This is a genomic window from Hymenobacter seoulensis (assembly GCF_054780535.1).
Window position 1 is genome coordinate 860,983 of sequence record NZ_BAAGWD010000002.1, and the last position, 17,777, is coordinate 878,759.

Sequence of the window (17,777 nt, forward strand, 5' to 3'; positions counted from 1 at the left end):
AGAGAGGAAGCGCGGCCCGTTTGTTGTAGCATGGTTGCCATAGACGTGCTACCGTTCCTGTCCGTTACCTTTGCTTACCTATGTCGCAGAAGATTGCCGCCACCATCGACCATACGCTGCTGAAGCCGGATGCTACCCCGGATCAGATTGCTCAGCTTTGCCGAGAAGCCGCCGCCAACCAGTTTGCCAGTGTGTGCGTGCCACCGTGCTACGTGCGCTTTGCCGCCGAGCAACTCCAAGGTTCCGGCGTTCCAGTGTGCACTGTTATTGGGTTTCCCTTGGGATATGCCCTAGCAAAAGTAAAGTTCTTTGAAGCACATCAGGCCTTGTCGGATGGGGCTACGGAGCTGGACATGGTCATCAATGTAGGCGCGCTGAAAGCTGGCCGGCTGGATGAGGTAGAGGAAGAAATCGGGCAGCTGGCGGAGCTTTGCCACCTGCGCGGGGCAATTCTCAAAGTCATTATCGAAACCGGCTTGCTCACCGAAGAGGAGATAGTAACGGCTTGCCGCCTGTGTGAGGAGGCCGGCGCCGACTTTGTTAAAACCTCCACGGGCTTTGCCAACCGGGGTGCTTCCGTTGCCGACATCATGCTGATGCGCCGTTCTTTGCCCGGAGGCATTCGTATTAAAGCCTCGGGTGGTATTCGTACCCGTACGGCCGCTCTGGCCCTTATTGCCGCCGGCGCCGACCGGATTGGCTCGTCTAATAGTCTGGCCTTGCTCGAAGCCGATTCTCATGAAACACCTGCTACGTAACGTGTTGCTGCTGTCTGTTCTGTTTTCCCTCGGAGCTTGTGCTTCATCCGGTCCGGGGGCGCCCACAACCTCCAAACCCGACACGGCGCAACGTGCTGCTTCGGCACCACCCGTCGAGGATTTAAGCAAGTACCGGCCCGTGTTTGCTGCGCCCAAAGCGCCCGTAGTAGCGCCTGCTAGCCCCGCTAGGGCCGTAAACCCCACCAACCACGTGAACCCTCAGATAGAGCAGCGCCTTCGCGACCAAGCATACACCAACCAAAACGTGAAGTATGCGCAGGGCTACCGTATTCTGGCGTACGTGGGACTCGAGAAAGATCAGGCTATGGCCGTGCGCCGGGCCATCATTAGCCGCTACCCCGAAGAAACTGATTATCTGGCCTACAAGCAGCCTATTTTCCGGCTTCGCATCGGCGACTACCTTACCCGCCTTGAAGCCGAGCAAGCACTGCTGCGCATTCGGGCGCTGGCACCAAAAGCGGAGCTGGAGTCTATGCAAGTGGTCATTAATAAAAACGCGTACTAGTCGTGCCTATCGTTCGGGAGCTGCATTGGGATGAGCTGGACTTTCTGCAAGGATTGGAGGTAGTACCCACCGAAAACAACAACGGCGGTATCCATTTCAGTGTGGACCGCCAAGGGTTGCGCTTGCTCGTGACGTTGTGGCCTCAGGCGGGGGTAGTAGATGTTACGCTGCTGCAGGTAACATCGAAGGCCATTTTGCTTGATTTTACGGTGGCGGTGCGCGGCCGCATTCGCTACAACAACGATAAGCGGGGCGAATACCTGGAGTTTCCGGACAGTGTGCTGGTAAGTCGGATTTCTTTTTCGACGGAGCAGGATGAAGCTGCCTTCAGCCCTAATACCTTTGGCCGACCCATGCTCCTGACCGTGCGTCCGCACTTGAGCGTTTTGTTTGAATAGCCTCGCTTTACCGTTTTAAATATGCAGCATCTGATTTCGCGCATCAAAACCCTGGCCGCCGCCGCCGCCACCGATACCGTAGCACTGCGTGAGCACCTGCACGCCCACCCGGAGCTTTCGTTTAAAGAGCATAACACAGTGGCTTTCGTTACGGAGCAGCTCCAGAAGCTTGGCTTAAAAACTCAGCCCATTGCCGGCACAGGGGTAGTAGCCCTCATTGAAGGCCGCAACCCCGGCTCCCGCACTGTAGCCCTGCGCGCTGATATGGATGCTTTGCCCATTACGGAGCAAAACGAGGTGCCTTACAAATCAACGAACCCGGGCGTGATGCACGCTTGCGGACACGATGTGCATACGTCTTCTTTACTAGGGGTAGCGCGCATCTTAACCCAGCTTACCGATGAGTTTGAGGGGAGCGTAAAGCTCATGTTTCAGCCCGGTGAAGAGCTCCTGCCCGGTGGTGCTTCCCTCATGATTCAGGAAGGCGTACTGGAAAACCCTAAACCCGCCAGCGTACTAGGGCAGCATGTATTTCCAAGGCTACCCGCTGGAAAAATTGGGTTGCGCGCGGGCCGCTATATGGCCAGCACCGATGAGCTATACCTTACTGTACGCGGCAAAGGAGGCCACGGCGCCATGCCCGAGCAGAACCTGGACCCCGTTTTGGTAGCGGCTCACATCATTGTGGCCGCCCAGCAGATTGTTAGCCGCCGGGCTAACCCAAAACTGCCTTCGGTGCTATCATTCGGGAAGGTAACTGCGCAGGGCGCTACCAACGTTATTCCAAATGAGGTGTACATCGAAGGCACGTTCCGCACCCTGAATGAAGAGTGGCGCAACGAAGCGCATGAGCACCTGCGTCGGCTGTGCGAAGGGCTGGCGGAAAGCATGGGTGCCACCTGTGAACTGGAAATTCGGCGCGGCTACCCCTATCTGGAGAATGAACCGGCGCTTACTGCGCGCACCGAGCAGGCAGCCGTAGAGTACCTGGGCCGCGAAAACGTAGTGGAGCTCGACCAGTGGATGGCCGCCGAGGACTTTGCGTACTTCAGCCAGGCTACCAGTGCGTGCTTTTACCGGCTCGGCACGGCCGCTGCCGATGGTAGCAACCGCTACACCTCATCCGTACACACGCCTACCTTTGATATCGATACCAAAGCCCTGGAAACCGGCCCCGGCCTAATGGCTTGGTTGGCACTACGCGAACTGGCCGAAAAGTAAGCTTCATCCTGTATCCTATAGTGTAGCTCTATCTCTATGCGAATTCTACCAGTACTACTAGCCGCCCTGGCGCTGCTCACCTCTGCTTCAGCTAAAGCCCAACGCCGGGCTACCGGCAACTTGGGGCTGCTACCGGAGGTGCAGGCCGAAGTTGCCTTGTCAGGTGATGATTACGTGCTACTGGCCCTGCGCGCACCCATCCAGACCGGAACATTCCGGGGTACCCAACTGGACCAGGTAGGTGTACGGGTGGGGTATGAAAGTTTCTGGAGTGACCAATGGAGCTGGGGAGCGGAGCTAAGGGCGGATGGTTATGATACCTACCGCAGCTCCGATGCTACGGATATACAGGTAGATATTCGCCCGCAGGTGTTCCTGCGGCATTGGGCTACGCTCGGCAGCGTTAACTTTCGGCAGCGCCTGGGCCTAGAGTATTGGATACCCGGCGAAACCGGACCCCAGAGCCGGGCCTTGGCCAACTTGCGGTTGGATGTAGACAAGGTGTTTGCCCTCAATGAAAGGGTAGCGTTGCGCCCGCGCATTTCCGTGGAGCCCCAGGCTTATCTGCGTTTTCAGCGCGATGAAGACGAACTCAAGGAGCGGGTTATTGATTTCAGCTCCCTGCGTGGTGAAGTTGGCGTGCGTCTTTCGCCACGCATCGACTTCACGCCGTGGTTTGCCTGGCAAAGCACCTATTACTTCTCTCTGCCCCAAACCGACAGCAACGGTACGATTACCATTCCGGGAGGAAAAGGCCGTTATACGCAGCCCATCCTGGGCCTCGACTTGCGCATGACCCTAGGTGGAAATGCCCAAAACGCCGACCGCCGACAATTGCCTACCCAGCACTAGGCTCTCGTGTAAGACAAAGTGGCAGCAGCAGGAGGTGCTAATAAAGTGCCTTTAAATGAAATTTAGGCAGTTTAGCAGGTTGTTATACCTAGTGTTACGTGAGAGTGAATTTTGACAAGCGACATTACGTCATATAAAAAGAGCTAATAGGCAGTTGGTATAGATTTTATAGAGATACATGTGTCCGGATGGACATAGCATTTGACCGTAACTCTAACAACATCTTATACTTACCATGGCAACTCTGCTTTATAACAACCAGCCTGCTTTGCGTCCTGCCCGCGCCATTAGCTCCGTACTAAACGAGATGCTGCGCGAAACTCTTCCTTCCCAAACGGCTCCTTCAGCTAGCTTCATTCCGCAGGCTGATATTGTAGAGTCAGAGCAAGGGTTTGAGATTCATCTGATGCTGCCCGGCGTAGCGAAGGAGAACGTTAAGATTGATTTCCAGGAAGGTAAGCTCACTATTTCCGGCGAACGGAAAGCGCCTGAGTCTGCTGAAAATGGTCCTAAATTCCGGCGGGTAGAGTCGGGCTACGGTTCGTTCACCCGCTCCTTCCGCCTCCCCGACACAGTTGAGGTAACGGCCATTGAGGCGCAGCTTCAAGATGGCGTGCTGCAACTGACGCTTCCCTTTGACAGCAAAAAGGTCACGAAGCACCAAATTGAGATTCGCTAAGCACTGATCTTCAAGAAAAAGGCACCTATGTTGGTGCCTTTTTCTTGGCTAGTGTGTTATAGAAAAAGAAGGGTGGAAACGGGCAAGTAGCGTTTTGCCAAGATAAATAATCTACCAACAGGTCATTTTCTTCCCTGAACAGCCATGCAACCGGACACCATCCCTAGGGTATCTAGCGTTAGCAAGTCATCAAAACAGTAATACCGCAGTTGAAGTAGGCCACCAGTTCATGGTTCGCTCACAAATCTGTTGTATTTTCAAACTGACATCATTCATCTCACCTTTTCATTACCCATGCAAGCAAAACAAATGATGCTCGGCCTGCTCGGTTCCGCTATACTGGGCGGAGGCGTGGCCGTGGGTGGGTACAAGCTGCTGGAACCCGAGCGCTCTTCTGCGCCGCAGACCGTAGCTGCCGACCCCAACGTTCGCTACACCAGTGAGCTGCGCAGCAGCACGTACGCGGTGCCCGAAGGCCTGAATTTTACGGCCGCGGCGGCTTCCGTTACTCCGGCAGTAGTACACGTCATGACCGAGTATGCGCCCAAAGCTAGCCAGAACGATATGTCGCGCATGGATCCGTTCCTGCGGCAGTTCTTCGGCGAGGATATGGACCAGTACCAGGGCCGCCGGCAGGGGCCCCAGCAGGGTTCCGGCTCCGGCGTAATCATTGCTGCAAATGGCTATATCGTCACGAATAACCACGTGATTGACAAGGCCGATAAGATTGAGGTGGTTATGGATGACAAGCGCAAGTTTGCCGCCGAGCTAGTGGGTACTGACCCCACCACCGACCTAGCCCTACTTAAGGTAAAAGCCGACAACCTGCCTTTCATTCGTTACGGCAACTCCGATAACGTGAAGGTAGGCGAGTGGGTACTAGCTGTGGGCAACCCGTTCAACCTGAACTCTACCGTAACGGCGGGTATTATTTCCGCGAAAGGCCGCAACATCAACATCCTGCGCCGCGAAGACGGCATGGGCGTTGAGTCGTTCCTGCAGACGGATGCCGTAGTGAACCCCGGTAACTCGGGTGGTGCACTGGTAAACCTAAACGGCGACCTGATTGGTATTAACTCCGCCATTGCTTCCCAGACGGGCTCTTTCGTGGGCTACTCGTTTGCCGTGCCGAGCTCCATTGTGAGCAAGGTGATTGACGACCTGCTGAAGTACAAAGTAGTGCAGCGGGCTCTGCTAGGGGTGCAAATCCGGGAGGTAGATGCCCAGCTGGCTTCTGAGAAGAAGCTGAGCTCCTTGAACGGTGTGTACGTGATGGGTGCCGGCAAAAACAGCTCGGCCGCTGATGCAGGTCTGCAGGAAGGCGACATCATCACGGAAATCAATGGCGTGAAAGTGAATACCTCCTCGCAGCTACAGGAGCAGGTAGCCCGCTTCCGCCCCGGCGACAAAATCAAGGTAACCTACCTACGCGACTCGAAAGAGCGTACGGCCACGGCTACCCTGCGCAACTCCACCGGTACCACCGATATTATTCGGGAGGAAGTGGCTTCTACGCTGAAGTATGAAGGTGCTACGCTGGTTCCGGTAACGCGCCAGGAGCAAAACAAGCTCGGCATTGAGGGTGGTGCTAAAATCAACGGCATCAAAGGATCCAACTTCCGCGAAACCGGTATTGCCGACGGGTTTATTATCACCCGCATCGACAAAAACCGCGTGACCAAGCCCCAGGATGTGCAGCGCTACCTCGAAGCCGCTAAGGCAACGGATGGCGCCCTGGTAGAAGGCGTTTACCCCGATGGCCGCAAAGCGTACTACCCCATTGGTCAGGCCCAATAAGCTTGCCCTAGGTAGTGTTTTGAAAGAAACCCTTCGCCGGCTGGCGAAGGGTTTTTTATTTCCTGATGGGGTTTAAAGCCGAAGCAGGCCTAGTGCGATGCCGGACGCAGGTAACTCGGGCGAAGCAGGAGGGATATCCGCTGAGAGGTAGGGGCTTTTTGCTAGTTTTGCTTTCATCAGCAGTACCCCACTTTCGCAATTTCCACCCAACTCATATTTTCCTTCCCATGAAACAAGCCCTCGAAGAAGCTGCCGCTACCGGCACCGATGTGCAGGAGCATGACCACCACGGTATTCGGCAGGTGTTGCAGGAGCTCGGCCTTGAAGCGCATAGCCCAGCCTGGAGTACCGGCCTGCACTGGGGCGGCGCCTCCAACGGGAATTCGCGCGCTATTCACTCGCCTACCGATGGCCGCCTGATTGGTTCTGTAGCCTTTGCAACCCTCGATGATTACGACCAGGTAGTAAAGAAAGCCGAAGAAGCTTTCAAAACCTGGCGCCTGATGCCTGCTCCCAAGCGTGGCGAAATTGTACGCCAGATTGGCAACAAGCTGCGCCAGTACAAGGAGCCATTGGGCAAGTTGGTAAGCTACGAGATGGGCAAAATCCTGCAAGAAGGCCTCGGCGAAGTGCAGGAAATGATTGACATCTGCGACTTTGCCGTGGGTCTTTCGCGCCAACTCACGGGCTACACCATGCACTCCGAGCGGCCCGCGCACCGCATGTATGAGCAGTACCACCCCCTAGGAGTAGTCGGCATTATTTCGGCCTTCAACTTCCCGGTGGCGGTATGGAGCTGGAACGCCATGCTGGCCGCCGTGTGCGGTGATGTCAGCATCTGGAAGCCTTCTGAAAAAACACCCCTAGTAGCCGTGGCCGTGCAGCACATTCTGAAAGAAGTGCTGGAGGAAAACAACATTCCCGAGGGCGTCTTCAGCCTGATTGTGGGTGATGCCGAAATTGGCGCCGCTATGGCTGCTGATACGCGCGTGCCGTTGGTATCCGCCACAGGCAGCACCCGCATGGGCAAAAAAGTAGGCGAAGTAGTAGGTGGCCGCCTAGGCCGGGCCTTGCTGGAGCTGGGCGGTAATAACGCCATCATCCTGACGGAGCACGCTGACCTGGACATGGCCATGCGTGCCGTGGTGTTTGGCGCAGTAGGTACCGCCGGACAGCGCTGCACCACCACGCGCCGCCTCATCATCCACGACAGCATTTTCGAGGATGTGAAGGCGCGTCTGCTCAAAATCTATCCAAACCTGCCCATCGGCCACCCCTTGCAGGATGGCAACCTGGTAGGCCCCCTGATTGATAAGGCAGCTGTGGAGTCGTTCAGCAAAGCCCTGGAAGCCGTTCAGGCAGAAGGCGGTACGCTGCTTATCGGCGGCGAGGTACTAGGTGGCGAAGGCTATGAAACCGGAACCTACGTGAAGCCCGCCTTGGTAGAAGCCCGCAACGAGTACCACACAGTACAGGAAGAAACCTTTGCGCCCATCTTGTATCTGATTAAGTACAGCGGTGGGGTAGAGGACGCTATTGCGGTGCAGAACGGGGTGCGGCAGGGCCTTTCGTCCAGCATCTTCTCCCTGAACATGCGTGAGACTGAAACCTACCTCAGCCACGCCGGCTCCGACTGCGGCATTGCCAACGTAAACATTGGCACGAGCGGCGCCGAAATTGGCGGCGCCTTTGGCGGTGAAAAGGAAACCGGCGGTGGCCGCGAGTCCGGCTCCGACGCGTGGCGCATCTACATGCGTCGTCAGACGAATACCATCAACTACTCTGACCAGTTGCCGCTGGCCCAGGGCATCAAGTTTGATGTGTAAAGTGGCCTAGGCCCAGCATCTGATGATACAAAAAAAGCCCGACTGGTTTTCTAGTCGGGCTTTTTGTTTGTAGTCCTATGCACTACATGGCAATCTGAATATCGCCGTGCCCTTTCAAATACAAGGTGGCCGGAGAGGTGCTGAACAGGATATAGTACATCCGATAAGTAGTGTTAGGCGCGAACTTGTTCGCTGGAAATTCAAACGAAAATAAAATATCAGCAACGCTAAATGGGCCATATTCTAGCCTATGCACCACTTTATAATTTTTATCGACGAAAACTATCTGCCACATAGCCCCAAATGGAATCCCATAAAACCCGAAACCGCCGCCGCGCTTCAGGGTGGTTGGGTTAGGAAAGAAGCCACGCGTCTGGATACCACGGGGAGAAGGTGCTTCTAAATCGACCGGAACCGTGAATAGCTTCTGTTCTTGTTTGGTCCAGGTCGCGTCGGCAGTCCAGTCGGTGGTATCTATGGCGCCGTAAATTTTGTTGCTGCCGTCGCGTTGCGTGATACCATCGTCAGGACCGAAGTCAATGGTAGGTTCAGCTTCCTTTTTACTGCAGGCAGCTACACTAGCTAAGATGCTCAGACAGAGGATAAGTTTTTGCATTACTAACCAGCAAAGATTACACGGTAAATAGCAAGATGTAAATAAACAGGTTGCGAGGTATAAAGCAGTATTGATCGACACAAATCCAACCGCTAAGCCTATTGGCTAATAAAGTGGCAATACAACCTAGTACTACTTAGGCGCTTTGAGCAAATGAACAATCCCCGATTATTGGGTGTCTTGTAAACTAAGTGCAACCTCGCTCCGCCGGCCCTGTCTTTCATCTGATTACCAGAAAGCACTCGCCGTTTTTCGCCCGGAAAGTTGGATATTTACGATTCACCTGTTTCCGAACACCCGCCAACCCTGCACCCTATGGAGGCATTCGCGTATACCGACATTAACGCCCCGCTAGTTGAGCGGTGCCGGCTGGGCGACCGGCGTGCCCAGGCCGAAATCTACAAGCGCTACTCCAAAGCCATGTTCAACGCCTCGTTGCGCATCACCGGCGATTATGCCGAGGCCGAGGATGTATTGCAGGAGTCGTTTCTGAGTGCTTTCCGCGAGCTGCATAGTTACAAAGGCGATTCGTCCTTCGGATCTTGGCTGAAGCGTATCGTCATCAACAAAAGCATTAACTGCCTGCGCAACCGGCGCCTGCAACTGGTGCCACTAGGCGAACAGCACGACAGTGCCGCGTCCGACGCCGACGACTTTGGCCCCGATATGCAGGAAATGGGCTGGCGTGCTGATGTGGTGCGCCGCTGCGTGCAGGAGTTACCGGATGGTTACCGGGTAGTCCTCTCGCTGTACCTGCTGGAAGGCTACGACCACGCCGAAATTGCCGGTATACTTAACATCACTGAATCTACTTCGAAGTCACAGTACAGCCGGGCTCGTAAAAAGCTTTTGGAGCTAGCCCGCCAGCACGGTTTGTAAGTATCTGTTGACCTGATTTCATTTTCGACCTCACTTTCCGTTGCCCTTTTACGCGGTGGCCGCTGCCGGCCCGCCCCATTTCCTGACCAGCCTGCTGCCGCCCCGGGATGCAACGTGCCCTTTACCACCTGACATGAACGAGAAGAAAACCGGACTGGAAGCCTTTGTTGAGCGCCACCGCGCCGACTTCGATGCCTTTGAGCCGCGCCCCGATTTGTGGGATGCTATTGAACTCGACTTGGCAGCTTCGGCTACTACAGAGGACGAGGCGGCACCCCTACGCGTACTACCCCTGTACGAATCTGAAACCGCTCCGACTACTCAAACCGTAGTTACTGCTGCGGCAGCTACCCCCGATATGGCGGCTATTCGCTCGGCGCGCCCGTATGGGGTAGCAGCGGCGGTAGCAGCCCTACTGATGGTTGGCGGCTGGTTTTGGCAGAACCACTCTGACGCAACCCGCTGGACCCGCACCGGTCAATCAGCTGTAGTGCGGACGGTGAGCCCAACTGCTGCCCCCGACCATAGCTTGTATACTGGCCCCAGCCTTACCGCTACGCCTGCTACGGCTGGCCCCGAGCAGCGCCTGGCTAGCACCGTGCAACGCATGGAGTCATATTACGCAACGCAAATTGCCGAGCGTCAGCAGGAACTACGCGAACTGGATAAAGCAACGCCGGCCGCTGCACCAACTGCCGATTGGCAACAGGAGCTGACTAACTTGGACTCCACTTACCAGCAGTTGCGCAGTGAGCTTTACCGTAACCCCGAGCCTAGTGTGGTGCTGGAAGCTATGGACCGCAACCTGCAAATCCGGCTTGACCTGCTGAATCAGCAACTCCGCACTCGCGAACAAGTTCGTGACTATCATACCCAACCCTTTATAGTGGCCGACAGCCGCCAGACTCCCTAACCATGCGCCACCACTCGCTTTCCATCGGTCGATTGGGGCGCCTGCTCCCGCTGGCCGGGTTGCTGAGCGTGGCTGGCATCACGGGTCGGGCGCAGGCCCCCGTTGCAGTGGAGCCCACTGTGCTGCATTACTGTCAGCCGGCCGTAGCGCCGCTAGCTCATCAGGAGCAAGGCAACCCCACCGATGCCCGGCATGGAAGCACTGCGCAAGGTCCGCAAGTCGAAGCACAACCCGCTCCGGCAGTTGAGAAGGTTCGCAAAATCAGCCGCACATTTCCCGCTAGCGCTACCAAGCTCTATACCCTGGACACGCGCTACGGCCGGGTGCAGGTAAACGTCTGGAATCGGGCTGAAATCCGCACCGATGTAGATATTATTACGCGCGCCGATACGGAGGAGAAAGCCCAGCAGCTCCAGGATATGATTCAGGTGCAGGTGCAAGACAAGGACGCCACTACCGGTGGTATTGTGGCCCGCTCTACGTTTGGGGCCATGCCGCGGGAGTGCTGGAGTCGTACCAAGCTCTATGAAGTAAATTACACGGTGTGGGTGCCCAAAAACACGCCCTTAGCACTGCACAATACCTTCGGTGAAATTAGCCTGACGGGCGACCTGACGGGCGCCACAGAATTAGCCATTGAGTACGGCCATCTGCGCACGGCGCGCCTAGAGGGGCCTCGGAACTCGGTAAAAGTAACCAATGCCCAGTGCGCCGTACCGTATGCTCGGCGGGCTACCATTGAGGCATCTTACTCCAAGCTACGCCTCACGGAAGCGGGTACAGTAGAAATGCGCAACAACTACTCCGACATTGATATTGGCTCGGTAGAAGACTTGACTGTGCACAGCAAGTACGGCGACGTGGTGCTGGGCACCGTCCGCAACCTGAGAGGCTACTCCGGCTACTCCCGCTTCAGTATCGATAAGCTCAGCCATCAGCTGGATATGAAGCTGCAGTATTGCCCCAACTTTGAAGTTCGGAACACGGGCAAAAACTTCCAGAACATCAACGTAGAAGGCGGTTACAGCACCATTCTGCTCAATTTCCCAGATGGCGCCGGTTTTAACTTTGATGTGAATACCGACCATGGCAAGCTGCTGGTGGATAAGCGCTTGGTGAAGGTAGATTCAGAGGCCAATAGCCCGTCGTCCAGTGATATGCAGGGCAGCTTTGGGGTTGCCCCCACCCGCAACCCTAGCAACGTAAATATCAAGGTCCGGTACGGCAACGTGAGCTTTAACCGGTAGATAAGTTACTAGGCCTACAATGGCGTTAAAGTTACCTCAAGGGTAGAAAACGAATCAGGAGCCTGATTCGCTTTCTACCCTTTTGTCTGACTACCTTGCCCCCAATGCGTATACTTCTTCTCGCGTTTCTGCTGGGCCTTGGTGCAACCACAGTGGCGGCGCAAACTGTTTCGGGTTCTATGCAACGGCCTTCTGCTCCGGTTTCTTCTATGCGCACCTATGCCCTGCGGCTACGGCCCGGCCAAGACCTCCGAAAGGAGCTGCTGGCCTTCACCACCCAGCACAACATGAAGGCAGCGGCACTGGTGACCTGCGTCGGGAGTCTGACCACCACGACGTTGCGCCTAGCTAACCAAGAAGGTTCAACCGTTTATCAGGGGCACTTCGAGATTGTATCGTTGGTGGGCACTTTGTCCGTAAATGGCAGCCACTTGCACCTGTCCGTTTCGGATTCTACGGGTCGTACCATCGGCGGGCACCTGCTCGATGGCAACGTGGTGTACACCACCGTGGAGCTGGTGATTGGCGAGCTGCCCGAACTGGACTTCCGCCGCGAAACTGACCCCACATTCGGCTACAAAGAGCTAACCGTGTACCCAAATTCCGGCGCTGAAAAGTCTAAATCAAACAGAGTTAAAAACAAGTTAACAGACTAGATAGGAGGATTTTCGAGAAAGCACTTAGATATTATTCGGGTTCTTTTTATGGCCAACGGAAAGCGGTATACTTGTAGAATTATCCGCTGGTCACCGCGTGGGCGGGAAGACAAGTGACGTATTTTAGTAGTTAGCATTTGATGAAAATTTTACGGTATAGCACCCTACTTGGCCTGTGGGCTGGTGCTACTGCTTCGGCGTTCGGACAACAGCAGTCTGCGACCCTAGTTACTTCTCAACAAGCTCTTACTGATGGTGTTGCCCTGCATGACAAAGGAGACTATGCCGGAGCCATTCGGCAGTACCTGCTGGTGCCATCCTCTGATTCGGGTTACGTCCGGATACAAGGGGAGCTTGCGTTGTCGTACACTCAGAACAAGCAGTATGCTGAAGCTATAGAGGCCAGTCAACGCGCTATTGCACTCCACATGCACGATGCGTTGCCCTACTACGTGATGGCAGAGGCAGAAGAGTCATTGCAGCACAAGGAAGCAACATTTAAAGCGTATGCCGATGGACTAAAGCAGTTCCCGTACAGCCAGCGGTTGTGGTATAACCAAGGGGTAAGCTACGACCTGCTGAAGCAACGGCCGGAGGCGCTAGCTAGCTGGCAGCGTAGCTTGGAGTTGTCGCCATTACACCCCGCTACGCACTACCAACTGGCTTGGCTGGCGCTGGAGCAAGGCCAAACGGCACGGGCTCTTGTAAGTCTGGTAACCTACCTAGCGCTAATACCTGATGGGCTCGAAACGCAGCAGGCATTAGTCTTGGCCGAGCGCATTGCCTCTAACCTGCAGGAAGTAGAAGAAAAAGACAAAGAGAAACCTTTTGTCTTGAATGAGGCATTCCAAGACCTAGACTTACTGCTGACTTCGAAAGTAGCGCTTCAGAAGGACTATAAGTCGAAGGTGAAGTTTGATGCCAACATTGTAAAGCAGCTACAGCTATTGGTTGAAAAGTTTCCTGCTGCAGGAGCTAACGAGACTGATTTATGGTTGCGGGCGTATGCCCCGCTAGTGCAGGCATTGCGGCGCAACGATAACCTTACGCCTTTCACCTACCTTATTTTGCAGTCAGCTGACGATAAGCAGCCTGCGCAATGGGTGAAAAGCAACAAAGCCAAAATTGAGCGCATGAGCCTGGAGGTAAGCCAGGCACTGCTGGACCTGCGGGTTCAACAACCGGTAGTTGGCCAGCCAGACAATGTGCGACGTACTGCCTGGTTTCAGGATGGTAGTTTGCAGGGAATAGGGGAGGGTGAGCTGAAAAACGGTGAGCTTTCCGTATTGCGTGGCCCATGGCTGATGGTAGATGGCGCCGGTGCCATAACCGAAGCAGGTAGCTTCACCGAATCGGGCAAACGTACGGGCTTGTGGCGCGAGTATCATGGCGATGGGCGTGTCGCGAAAGAGTCGCGTTACAACGCCGAAGGCCAACTTGACGGGCGCTACCTCGAATACTTTGACAATGGAGCGCTATCAATTGACGGGACTTATAAGGCTGGCGAAGTAGTAGGGCAGGTTAAGCTGTATCACTACTGCGGCGAGGTCAAAGAAGTGCGTCCTTATCAGAGTAATGACATTACGGGGGAAGTACTGAGTTACTACCCCAGTGGCAAGCTCGAACGCCGGGCAACCTTCCGCTCTGACAAGCGCGAAGGCCCGGAAGCATATTTTTATGCCGATGGCACACCTGAAGCCACGTATACCTATGTGGCTGATAAGCGGCAAGGGCCATTTGAGGTGTTCTACGCTGATAAAACTATAGAGCGTAAGGGATCTTATGAACAGGGTGAATTTCATGGCGACTACAAGGATTATCATCCAAATGGCCAGCTAGCTTCCGCCGGGCGCTTTGAGCATGGAAAGAAGGTAGGGCCCTGGCAGCTGTATTATGCCACAGGTAAGCTCAGCGAAGAAAGTAACCGCTCAGCTACAGGCGAACTGCACGGCTCTCTCAAGGACTACAATGCACAAGGCCAGCTAATCAGTGAGTTTATCTATGACCAGGGGCGCGTCACGAAGCTCACATATTTCGATAGTAAGGGCAAAGCCATAAGCGAAACTGCCCTAGCTAAAAAGGGAAAATCAGCGGTAAAAGGAGTGTATCCAGATGGTGCTACGCGCTTCACCGGTGCCTATTCCGATGGTCGTCAGGCAGGTGAGTGGCGCTGGTTTCGGCGCGACGGCAGCCTGAGTGCTGTGCGCAACTACGTGGAGGGCAAGCAGCAAGGCGTAGAAGAACTATACGCCCGCTCGGGGCGGGTGCAGGAGCGCAGTCAGTACCAGAATGACCAGCAGAACGGACTCTATGAGCTGTTTTATGAGCATGGGCAGCTGAAGCGGGCCGGCAATTACAAAGAAGGCAGTACTCAGGGAACTTGGCGCCAGTACTACCCTAGCGGACAGCTCAGCGAAGAGTACAACCTATTAGGAACCGATTTGCACGGCTGGACGCGCAGCTACTCTTCTACTGGCAAGCTCACGCAGGAGCGGTGGCTGGAATATAACCGCCCCCTGTTCGTTACCTCCTTTGACTCTACAGGCAAGGTAGTAGACCGCATTGACGTGCAGCCGACCACCAAAACGTTTACCGCACACTATGCCAATGGAAAGCCACGCACGGAAAGCGGCTGGCTGTGCTATGACTTGCAGGGAACCGATAAGCGGCTATATCCGAATGGGAAACTGGAGTCCAGTGTGGAGCAGGAGCGCGGTAACCGCCAGGGCTTGTACCGCTCCTACCATCCGCTCACGGGCAAGGTAACGGAAGAGGGAAACTACCGGCAAGGAAAGACCGAGGGAGAATGGAAAGGATACTATGCTTCGGGGGCGCTTCGGTATAAAGGAATTATGCGCTCTGGTCTTCAAGAAGGGGAGTGGCAATACTACACCGAGACAGGCCAGTTAGAAGGAACTGCGCAATACACTGGTGGAGAGTTGGATGGCGCTTCCAAAATGTACAATCAACTGGGCGAGCTGTTGTATGAGAAAGTGTTTGCGGCCGGCGAGTTGCTGGGCTACCGTGGCCTAGGCGCTGATGGCAAACCGGCCGGCGAGATAAAGCCGCTCGGAAATCTTACTACCTCCTTTGCAAACGGTAAGCCGGCCGCCTCTGAAACCTACCAGAAAGGCCTGCTTTCCGGTGCCAAAACCTACTACTACAGTTCGGGGCAGGTGTATCGCAAATCACAGAACAACCCCGATGGTCAGCTCACGGGCCACTTGGTTACCTATTACCCCAATGGAAAGGTGCAGGAGGATGAGAACTATATATTCGACGAGCTCCACGGCCGTAACCGCTATTACCGCCCCGATGGCACCTTGGAGCGCGAAGAAAACTACCGTTACGGCGAGAAATATGGCCCTACCGTGTACTTCGACTCGAAAGGCAAGCCGCTTCGCACTGATATATATTGGGATTCCCTTATTTATGAAAGCCGCTAGTACGCGCTCTGGCCTAGTGTGGCTGGCGCTGCTACTAGTGCCAGTGTTGAAAGGGCAGGCGCAGCAGCCGTTGCAGTTGCTTCAGCAAATGAAGCAGCAGTACCCCACTGAGCAAGCCGTGTACCTGGATTACCGCCAAGAGCTGATGGTGGAGGTAAAGGGCGACTCGGTGCAGGTGCTGGCCAAGCATCACTACGATATGCTCCACTTGGGTAGCCAGTCGGCGATGTATGCCCCTGACCAAGTGTATACCTCTCACTTTAACCGATTACAGAAGCTAGAGGCCCGGACCCTGCTGCCGGCTACCAATGACTACAAACCGATTAAGGTCACGGAGTTCAAGGATAAGTTTGAGGTACGTCCGGGTATTTTCTTTGACGACGCCCGGGTGGTTAGCTTTACCTATCCGGCAATAGCTCCTGGTGCCCGTACCGTAAGCGACTACATCATTCGGCAGCCGGATGCCCGCTTCCTGAACCCGTTCTACTTTGCCAGCCACGTACCCATGCGCCACGCCGAGCTGGTAATTACGGCGCCGCGCGGGGTGCGCATCAACACCAAGCAGTTTCACCTGCCGGCGGGCCTAGTAACGTACACCCGTCAGGAAAAAGGCAGCAATGTTATCTACCGCTGGACGGCCGACAATCTGCCCGCTGCTCCGCTTGATGAGGATGCCCCTGAAGCTCCCTACTACGTGCCGCACCTGGTGTACTTCGTGGAAGAAGCCTTGGTGAACGGGCAGCCGCGCCGACTGCTAGGAGGCGTTAAGGAACTGTACAGCCTGTACGCCGGCTTCGTGAAGGAGCTGGATAAGCAGGAGAGCCCTGCCCTGCGCCGCGTAGTCGACTCGTTGACCGCTAGCGTGCGCACGGAGCCAGAGAAAGTAGCCCGCATCTATTATTGGGTGCAAGACCATGTGCGCTACATCGCCTTCGAAAATGGCCTGCGGGGCTTTGTGCCGCATGATGCGGGGCGGGTGTATGCCAACCGCTACGGCGACTGCAAGGACATGGCTAATCTGCTCCATGAGATGCTGCGGATGGCCGGCGTAAGGTCCTATCGAACCTGGATTGGCACGCGCGACTTACCGTATCATTACGCCGATTTGGCTACGCCAGGCGTTGATAACCATATGATTACCACGTACGAGCCTCGCCCCGGCGAGTACGTCTTTCTGGATGCTACCAGCAAATACACGCCTTACGGGATGCCTTCCTGGATGATACAGGGCAAAGATGCCTTGCTGGCTCTGGATGCTACCACCTGTAAAGTAGTAAGCGTACCCGAGATGGAGCGGAGCCGCAACCGCGCCGTTGATAGCTCGGTAGTGGTGCTCGATGGAGCCACCGGCCTGCGCGGAACCGGGCGGCTAGCCCTTAGTGGCTACACGAAGGTGCGCCAAGCGTACGCGCTCGATGGACTTGACCAGCACGAGGAAGGCAAGGTTGTGAAAAACATGCTGGAGCGCGGCAACAATAAGTTTTTCGTAGACAAGTATACCGTGCAGCACCTCGATGCCCGCGACCAGCCCTTAGTTGTGGACTATCAGTATCGGCTGCAAGACTACGTGCAGCGTATTGATGATGAGGTATATGTGAACCTGAACTTGGATCAGGCCTATGCCGCCGACCGCCTGGACCCGGCCAAGCGCCGCCTGGCCCGCACCAACGACTACTTCCACACCAACCGCATCCGGACGGAGTTTGAAGTGCCGGCCGGCTACGAGGTTTCCTATTTGCCAGCCGATGTAAAAGGCCAGGATCAGGTGCTCGGGTTTGCCATCCGATACGAGCGCAAGGGCAACAAGATTATCCAGGAGAAGGAAGTGTATGTAAACTACCTGCTGCTGGAGCCCGCTCAGTTTGCGCAATGGAACGGGGTAGTAGATAAGCTTAACGCCGCTTACCGCGACGCTATCATTTTAAAACGCAAAAAGGCTTAGGCCATTTTACCCATTTGTCCG

At 55.3% G+C, this 17,777-nt stretch carries 15 protein-coding genes; 14 read left to right on the plus strand and 1 reads right to left on the minus strand.

Annotation, left to right across the window (positions count from 1 at the left end):
- The first annotated feature begins 80 nt into the window (after positions 1 to 80).
- From deoC to amaB, 8 genes are all read left to right on the plus strand, one after another.
- A complete protein-coding gene (deoC, locus tag ACYVHC_RS11585; protein WP_460613870.1) occupies positions 81 to 758 on the plus strand; it encodes a 2-deoxyribose-5-phosphate aldolase in 678 nt (225 codons plus the stop codon).
- A complete protein-coding gene (locus tag ACYVHC_RS11590; protein ID WP_460613871.1) occupies positions 739 to 1,284 on the plus strand; it encodes a sporulation protein in 546 nt (181 codons plus the stop codon). Before deoC ends, ACYVHC_RS11590 begins: the two co-directional genes overlap by 20 nt.
- A 2-nt stretch (positions 1,285 to 1,286) precedes the next feature.
- Positions 1,287 to 1,682 carry a hypothetical protein gene (locus ACYVHC_RS11595; RefSeq protein ID WP_460613872.1) on the plus strand — a complete coding sequence of 132 codons (396 nt, stop codon included), beginning with the start codon at positions 1,287 to 1,289 and terminating at the stop codon, positions 1,680 to 1,682.
- Between the two features lie 21 nt (positions 1,683 to 1,703).
- A complete protein-coding gene (locus ACYVHC_RS11600) occupies positions 1,704 to 2,903 on the plus strand; it encodes a M20 metallopeptidase family protein (protein ID WP_460613873.1) in 1,200 nt (399 codons plus the stop codon).
- A 36-nt stretch (positions 2,904 to 2,939) separates the two neighbouring features.
- Complete coding sequence (locus ACYVHC_RS11605; RefSeq protein WP_460613874.1) at positions 2,940 to 3,755, plus strand: hypothetical protein; 816 nt, start codon at positions 2,940 to 2,942, stop codon at positions 3,753 to 3,755.
- 235 nt (positions 3,756 to 3,990) lie between these two features.
- Entirely contained in the window at positions 3,991 to 4,434 is a 444-nt protein-coding gene (locus ACYVHC_RS11610; RefSeq protein ID WP_460613875.1) for an Hsp20/alpha crystallin family protein, read from the plus strand.
- Positions 4,435 to 4,728: 294 nt separating this feature from the next.
- On the plus strand, positions 4,729 to 6,231 hold the full coding sequence (locus ACYVHC_RS11615) for a Do family serine endopeptidase (protein WP_460613876.1): 1,503 nt from the start codon (positions 4,729 to 4,731) through the stop codon (positions 6,229 to 6,231).
- Positions 6,232 to 6,458: 227 nt separating this feature from the next.
- A complete protein-coding gene (amaB, locus tag ACYVHC_RS11620; protein WP_460613877.1) occupies positions 6,459 to 8,057 on the plus strand; it encodes an aldehyde dehydrogenase family protein in 1,599 nt (532 codons plus the stop codon).
- An 82-nt stretch (positions 8,058 to 8,139) separates the two neighbouring features.
- Here the strand turns inward: amaB and ACYVHC_RS11625 are convergent, their stop codons facing one another.
- Positions 8,140 to 8,673, minus strand: coding sequence for a hypothetical protein (locus ACYVHC_RS11625; protein WP_460613878.1), 534 nt, complete (start codon positions 8,671 to 8,673; stop codon positions 8,140 to 8,142).
- Positions 8,674 to 8,988: 315 nt separating this feature from the next.
- On the opposite strand from ACYVHC_RS11625, the gene ACYVHC_RS11630 reads away from it, so the two are divergent.
- The 6 genes from ACYVHC_RS11630 to ACYVHC_RS11655 all read left to right on the plus strand — a co-directional run bounded on the left by ACYVHC_RS11630 (position 8,989) and on the right by ACYVHC_RS11655 (position 17,756).
- Positions 8,989 to 9,552 carry an RNA polymerase sigma factor gene (locus ACYVHC_RS11630; protein ID WP_460613879.1) on the plus strand — a complete coding sequence of 188 codons (564 nt, stop codon included), beginning with the start codon at positions 8,989 to 8,991 and terminating at the stop codon, positions 9,550 to 9,552.
- 133 nt (positions 9,553 to 9,685) lie between these two features.
- Entirely contained in the window at positions 9,686 to 10,465 is a 780-nt protein-coding gene (locus tag ACYVHC_RS11635; protein WP_460613880.1) for a hypothetical protein, read from the plus strand.
- A 2-nt stretch (positions 10,466 to 10,467) separates the two neighbouring features.
- Positions 10,468 to 11,712, plus strand: coding sequence for a hypothetical protein (locus tag ACYVHC_RS11640; RefSeq protein ID WP_460613881.1), 1,245 nt, complete (start codon positions 10,468 to 10,470; stop codon positions 11,710 to 11,712).
- Between the two features lie 104 nt (positions 11,713 to 11,816).
- Complete coding sequence (locus tag ACYVHC_RS11645; RefSeq protein WP_460613882.1) at positions 11,817 to 12,368, plus strand: PPC domain-containing DNA-binding protein; 552 nt, start codon at positions 11,817 to 11,819, stop codon at positions 12,366 to 12,368.
- Positions 12,369 to 12,508: 140 nt separating this feature from the next.
- Positions 12,509 to 15,814: a hypothetical protein gene (locus ACYVHC_RS11650; protein ID WP_460613883.1), complete on the plus strand. Its 3,306-nt coding sequence runs from the start codon at positions 12,509 to 12,511 to the stop codon at positions 15,812 to 15,814.
- Positions 15,801 to 17,756: a DUF3857 domain-containing protein gene (locus tag ACYVHC_RS11655; RefSeq protein ID WP_460613884.1), complete on the plus strand. Its 1,956-nt coding sequence runs from the start codon at positions 15,801 to 15,803 to the stop codon at positions 17,754 to 17,756. The genes ACYVHC_RS11650 and ACYVHC_RS11655 overlap by 14 nt, the downstream gene beginning before the upstream one ends.
- Positions 17,757 to 17,777 lie beyond the last annotated feature (21 nt).